Source organism: Cohnella lubricantis (genome assembly GCF_014212015.1).
In the GTDB taxonomy this organism is placed as follows: Bacteria; Bacillota; Bacilli; order Paenibacillales; family Paenibacillaceae; genus Cohnella; species Cohnella lubricantis.
The window spans coordinates 45,583-52,416 of the sequence record NZ_JACJVN010000052.1; the positions used below are offsets into that span (position 1 = coordinate 45,583).

Annotated in this window: 4 protein-coding genes; 3 read left to right on the forward strand and 1 reads right to left on the reverse strand. The window is 55.8% G+C overall.

Features of this window, described 5'->3' with window-relative positions:
• Positions 1–53: 53 nt before the first annotated feature.
• Entirely contained in the window at positions 54–1,964 is a 1,911-nt protein-coding gene (gyrB, locus tag H4Q31_RS13160; RefSeq protein ID WP_209703642.1) for a DNA topoisomerase (ATP-hydrolyzing) subunit B, read from the forward strand.
• Between the two features lie 129 nt (positions 1,965–2,093).
• Here gyrB and H4Q31_RS13165 read toward each other — a convergent pair whose 3' ends face one another.
• Positions 2,094–2,879: a YheC/YheD family protein gene (locus H4Q31_RS13165; protein ID WP_185179522.1), complete on the reverse strand. Its 786-nt coding sequence runs from the start codon at positions 2,877–2,879 to the stop codon at positions 2,094–2,096.
• Positions 2,880–3,040: 161 nt separating this feature from the next.
• Here H4Q31_RS13165 and gyrA point away from each other — a divergent pair, with 161 nt between their 5' ends.
• Both gyrA and H4Q31_RS13175 read left to right on the forward strand, forming a co-directional pair.
• On the forward strand, positions 3,041–5,506 hold the full coding sequence (gene gyrA / locus H4Q31_RS13170) for a DNA gyrase subunit A (RefSeq protein ID WP_185179523.1): 2,466 nt from the start codon (positions 3,041–3,043) through the stop codon (positions 5,504–5,506).
• A 39-nt stretch (positions 5,507–5,545) separates the two neighbouring features.
• A complete protein-coding gene (locus tag H4Q31_RS13175; protein WP_185179524.1) occupies positions 5,546–6,628 on the forward strand; it encodes an HD-GYP domain-containing protein in 1,083 nt (360 codons plus the stop codon).
• Positions 6,629–6,834: the final 206 nt, after the last annotated feature.

The following is a 6,834-nucleotide window of genomic DNA, read 5'->3' on the forward strand; positions in this document are numbered from 1 at the left end:
ACCCCATGATTTAGCAACGCGTCAACGCAAAGAAGGCGGTGGAGGGTTTGTCCGTGGATTCGCAACAGCAAACGTACGACGAGAGTCAGATACAGGTGTTGGAAGGCTTGGAAGCGGTTCGCAAGCGTCCAGGCATGTACATCGGCTCGACGAGCGGCAAGGGGCTTCACCATCTTGTATGGGAAGTCGTGGACAATAGTATTGACGAAGCTTTGGCAGGTTATTGCGATACGATTCAAGTGATTATTCATCAGGATAATAGCATAACCGTCATTGATAATGGCCGCGGCATTCCCGTCGGCGAGCATCCGAAGCTAAAAAAGTCGACGCTGGAAGTCGTCATGACGGTCCTGCACGCCGGCGGCAAGTTCGGAGGCGAAGGGTACAAAGTATCCGGCGGCCTTCACGGCGTCGGCATCTCTGTTGTGAACGCCTTGTCCGAGAGTGTGCTCGTACATGTTAAGCGCGACGGGCATATCTATGAGCAAGAGTATCGCCGAGGCGCGCCGCTGTATGACATCCGGATTATTGGCGATACGGATGAGACAGGCACGGAGACGACGTTTAAGCCGGATTCGGAGATCTTCACGGAGACGACCGTCTACGAATACGACACGCTGGTTGATCGTATTCGCGAGCTGGCTTTTCTGAACAAAGGCATTAAGATCTCGATTACCGACGAGAGAACGGGCGTTGGCGAGACGTTCAAATACGACGGCGGCATCATCGAGTTCGTCCAGTACTTGAATCGGACGCGGGAAGCGATGCACGAGCAGCCGATCTACGTAGAAGGCACCAAGGATTACATCCAGTGCGAGATCGCGATGCAGTATAACGACGGTTATACGGAGAATATCTACTCATTCGCTAATAATATTCATACGCACGAAGGCGGAACCCATGAATCCGGCTTCAAGAGCGCATTGACAAGGATCATCAACGACTATGCGCGCAAGGCCGGTCTCGTGAAGGAGAGCGAGTCGAACCTGACGGGCGACGACGTTCGGGAAGGCTTGACCGCGATCATCTCGGTCAAGATTCCGGATCCGCAGTTCGAAGGCCAGACGAAGACGAAGCTGGGCAACAGCGAAGTGCGCGGCATCGTCGAATCGCTGCTGTCCGAGAAGTTCATGGAATTCATGAACGAGAATCCGTCTGTTGCCCGCAAGGTTGTAGAGAAGTCGCTGTCGGCATCCCGCGCACGGGAAGCAGCCCGCAAGGCGCGCGAGCTGACGCGGCGCAAGAGCGCGCTTGAAGTGAGCTCGCTGCCGGGCAAGCTGGCGGACTGCTCCTCCAAGGACGCATCCATTAGCGAATTGTTCATCGTCGAAGGCGACTCCGCAGGCGGTTCGGCCAAGTCCGGCCGGGATCGGCATTTCCAAGCGATTCTGCCGCTGCGGGGCAAGATTCTGAACGTGGAGAAGGCCCGCCTGGACCGCATTCTGTCCAACGCAGAGATTCGAGCGATCATCACGGCGCTCGGCACGGGCATCGGCGACGACTTCGATCTGGAGAAGGCTCGTTACCACAAGATCGTCATTATGACGGATGCCGACGTTGACGGTGCCCATATTCGGACGCTGCTGTTGACCTTCTTCTATCGCTATATGCGCCAGTTGATCGAAGCAGGCTACGTCTATATCGCCCAGCCGCCGCTATACAAAGTCGAACGCGGCAAATCGATCCGCTATGCACAGACAGAACAAGAGCGAGACGCTATCATAGCTGAATTTGGCGAGGGAGCCAAGATCAACGTTGCGCGTTACAAAGGTCTGGGCGAGATGAACGCGGAGCAGCTGTGGGAGACGACGATGGATCCTTCGACTCGAACGATGCTGCAAGTACGGATCGAAGATGGGATGAGAGCCGATCTGATGTTCGATACGCTGATGGGTGACAATGTTGAGCCCCGCCGCGAGTTCATTCAGCAATATGCCAATTCCGTTAGAGATCTGGACGTCTAATCGCCTGATAGAGTCCGCATTATAGCAGGGGCATTCGAGCCACCCGCCGCGGCAACGCCAATTGAGGAAGACGATACCCAAAGGGGATTCGTGTCTTCCGACAGGGGTTGCGGGAACGGCGGGTGGTTGCTATTTGGGCGCGAGTTTGCGACGCTTGCGCGGGAATCTGCCATACGCAACGGCATACTCGTAGATCCGCCGGAAGATGGCGGGGTCGTTCAGCTTGCGGAACAAATAGGGATCGGGCAAAGTGTTTACCTCCAGAATCCAAGGGTTCAGTTCACTGTCGACCGCCACATCGATCCCGATCTCCTGGAGTCGCGGGAATCGCTGTTCCAACGTTCGGGCGACTTCAACGCCGAGCGCTTCGAGCTCGCCGCGGTATGCTTGGAGGGCTGGTTCGTCGCCCAGATACGGCAACAGCAGCGTCTCCGCAGGCATCGGTGTGCCGCCGCTGTGGTAGTTCGTGACGATCTTGCGTGGATGGGCGAGGCGTCCGATGATACCGGTCGTCTCCCAGATTCCTTGCGGGCTTCGCTGCACCATAACGCGGAAGTCGAATCGGCGGTCCTCGTGCCTAAGCAGCTCGATGCCTTGCTGGGCCAAGTAGCTTTGTGTCCGCTTGACAGTAAGCAGTTTGGCGTACATCGCCTCGAAGGTACGGAAGCGATATTGACGCAGAGATGATTGGAACCAATAGGGATGCGCTCGATTCGCGCGCCACTCCAGGCGGATGACGCCGCGGCCGAACGTGCCGTTCACCGGCTTCACGTAGATCATGCCGTACTGTTGGAGCATCTCCCGAACCGATTGACGGTTCATTGGCCGGGTCTGCGGCACGTGGAGCGCCATCTCGGGATTCGCGAGCAGCGCCTTGGTCTTCGCCGACTTGCTGCGAACGCGTTGGATCGTCACTTGGCCATCATCCCTTCCCGTCAACATTATGCTATAATGGAATTATTCATCCTAATTAGGGTATGACGGCAGCCGTCTTGCGGTGTACGAAGGCAGGACAGCAGATAAGCGGCAATCGATATTGTCGGATATACGCTTTGCAACGATGAAGGAGGATCTTCATGTCGGAAGAGCAACGCATCTCCATCCGGGATAAGGAAATCAGTCTCGAGATGCGGGAATCGTTTATGAGTTATGCAATGAGCACGATCGTCAGCCGCGCTTTGCCGGACGTAAGAGACGGCATGAAGCCAGTGCACCGCCGCATTCTGTATGGCATGTCCGAACTCGGCATGGCGCCGGACAAGCCGTTCAAGAAGTCGGCGCGGATCGTCGGGGAAGTTATGGGTAAATATCATCCCCATGGAGACTCTTCGATCTACGAAGCGATGGTGCGGATGGCGCAGGACTTCTCTATGCGCAATATGCTGGTTGAAGGCCAAGGCAACTTCGGCTCGATCGACGGCGACTTCGCTGCCGCGATGCGGTACACGGAAGCGCGGCTGTCCAAGATCGCCATGGAGCTGCTTCGCGACATCAACAAGGAGACCGTCGACTTCAAGCCGAACTACGACGGTGAAGAGCTGGAGCCCGAAGTGCTGCCGGCACGGTTCCCGAATTTGCTCGTTAACGGAACGACCGGCATCGCCGTCGGGATGGCGACCAATATTCCTCCGCATAACCTGCGGGAGGTTATTGAAGGCGCTCAGGCGCTCATTCGCGATCCTGATCTGACGCCGCTCGATCTGATGGAATATATCAAAGGCCCGGACTTCCCGACGGCCGGCTACATTCTCGGACGCGAGGGCATTCGGCAGGCGTACAGCACCGGCCGGGGCTCCATTACGATGCGCGCCCGCGCGGAGATCGAGGAGACTGGCAGCAAGGCACGGATTATCGTGCACGAGCTGCCGTATCAGGTAATTAAGGCGCGCCTGGTTGAGAAGATCGCCGAACTCGTTCGTGAGAAGAAGATCGACGGTATCACCGATCTGCGCGACGAATCGGACCGCAACGGTATGCGTATCGTCATCGAGCTGCGCCGTGACGTGAATCCGAGCGTCGTGCTTAACAATCTTTATAAGCATACGGCGATGCAATCGACGTTCGGCATTAACATGCTGGCGATCGTTAACAAGGAACCGAAGGTTCTGAACTTGAAGGAAGTGCTCTACTACTATCTGGAGCACCAGAAGGAAGTCATTCGCCGCAGAACCGAGTATGACTTGAAGAAGGCGGAAGCCCGCGCGCATATTCTGCAGGGCCTGCGCATCGCGCTGGATCATCTGGATGAAGTCATCGCGCTCATCCGCTCGTCGCAATCCGACGAGGAAGCACGCAACGGCTTGATCGAACGCTTCGGCCTGTCGTTCGACCAGGCGCAAGCGATTCTGGACATGCGTCTTCGCCGGTTGACCGGCCTGGAACGCGAGAAGCTTGAAGATGAATACAACGAGCTGATCCAGAAGATCGCCGAGTACAAAGCGATTCTGGCTGATGAGCAGTTGGTGCTGAACATCATCAATGAAGAGCTGGAAGAGATCAAAGAGCGCTTCGGCGACGACCGCCGCACGGAGATTACAATCGGCGACAACGAGATTCTCGACGAGGACCTCATTCCGCGCGAAGACGTGATCATTACGATGACGCATACCGGTTACGTTAAGCGCCTGCCGGTCTCCACTTATCGGAGCCAGAAGCGCGGCGGACGCGGCGTCGTGGGTATGGACACGAAGGATGACGATTTTATCGAACATCTGTTCATCTCCAACACACACCACTACCTGCTGTTCTTCACGAACAAAGGACGCGTATTCCGACTCAAAGCTTACGAGGTTCCGGAATTGGGCCGCACCGCGCGGGGAACGCCGGTCATCAACCTGATCCAGATTGAACAGGGCGAGACAATCCATGCAGTCATTCCGGTCGAAGCATTCGAGCCGAATCAATATCTGTTCTTTGCGACTCGCAACGGCGTCGTCAAGAAGACACCGCTGGATGACTACTCGAATATTCGTAAAGTCGGCTTGATTGCCATCTCGCTGCGCGAAGACGACGACCTGATCGGCGTGAAGCTGACGGACGGCGAGCGGGAGATCGTCATGGGGACGAGCGAAGGCATGTCGATTCGCTTCTCCGAGCAGGATGTTCGCCCAATGGGGCGTTCCGCGACTGGCGTTAAGGGCATCCAACTGGACGACAACGACAAAGTTATCGATATGGACATCGTCGATCCTGACCGCGACGTGCTGATCGTGACGGCCAAAGGCTACGGCAAGCGTACGCCGATGTCGGAGTACCGCACGCAGACGCGCGGCGGGAAAGGCATCAAGACGCTAAACGTTACGGATAAGAACGGTTCAATCGTCAGCTTGAAGGTAGTACGAGACGACGAGGACCTGATGATCATGACCTCTTCGGGCACACTGATTCGGACGAGCATGTCCGGCATCAATACGATGGGACGGATCACGCAGGGCGTCAAGCTGATCAACATCAAGGACGAAGACTTTGTGGCTACTGTAACGCGAGCGCCTAGCAGCGAAGATGAAGAGGAAGATGCGGGCGAAGAGCAATTCGAAGATTAGAAAATCGATCTCGCAGGGTAGACGGGGAGGAATAACGCCATGCCGGTATTGCCTGTCTCGCAAGTTCGACCCGGCGACTGTCTGGCGGTCGATGTTCATACGACGTTAGGGAGCGTTCTGCTGCAAGAAGGCAAGTCGTTGACGGCACGCGATTTGGAGATCCTTCAGGCGTTTCTTGTACCGAGCGTCGACATTCGCCGAAGCGGTGTTGAGGCATCCGCATCCGCGGCAACAAATCAAGAGACAGCGGCTTCGGCCGCGGCTTCGGAAGTTGCCCTGACATCGTTGCAGCAGAAGTTCGTGGAGATGGAGATGCTTCTGACTAAGGCATTCGCATCGATCGGCCCTGGACAGAAGCTGATGATTCTAGAGATTCGCAACGGGCTAAGGGAACTGCTAGAGCTTATTAACGACTACAGTATCCTGATGTTCATTCCGCCGTTAGATCGAGAGAAGAATGACCGTTGGATTCGCAAAAGCGTGCTAATGGCCCTCACCTCCTATCAATTGGCCCGTTGGTGCAAGTTCCCGGAGAAAGACTGGACGGCTGTCGCTTTGGCTGCTCTGCTTCACGATATTGGCAACACCAGAGTAGACTCAACTATGTTCCGCAAGCCCTCTGGCCTTACCCCGGCCGAGTTGAACGAGATGAGGCAGCACACCGTCTATGGCTTCCGATTGCTCGAAGGAGTGCCGTCGCTTAACCAGGGTGTCTCACTGGCTGCTCTGCAGCATCACGAACGCATTGACGGAAGCGGGTACCCGATGAAGGTCGCCGGTGACAAGATCCATCCGTATGCCAAGATCGTCGCGATCGCGGACATGTATCATGCGATGACGTCTGCTCGCAGCCATCGCAAGGCGGAATCGCCCTATCTGGTGCTAGAGCGGCTGCAGTCTGAGGCATTCGGCAAGCTGGATCCGTTCTATGTGCAGACGTTCATCGACCGCACGACGCAGTTCCATAACGGAATGCTCGTACAATTAAACGATAACCGGGTAGGGGAGATCGTATTCACCGACCGCAGCCACCCGACTCGGCCGATGGTGTCGGTGAACGGGGAGATTATTAATCTGGCTAAGCAGAGAGATCTCTATATCTGCTCCATCTATGCCATGTGATGGAGGCAAGGGAAGACCGGAGAACGGCGAACAGCGCCGCGACTCCGGTCCTTTTATTTTGCTGCTTAGGCAGGATTCAAAAAGATCCGATCTTTTTTTAATAAAAGAGTTGCATTCACTTATCGGACGTGATATATTATTCAAGTCGCCGCTGAACGGCAGCGATGAACGAGGTAAGAAATAAGTAACGAACTTGTTCCTTGAAA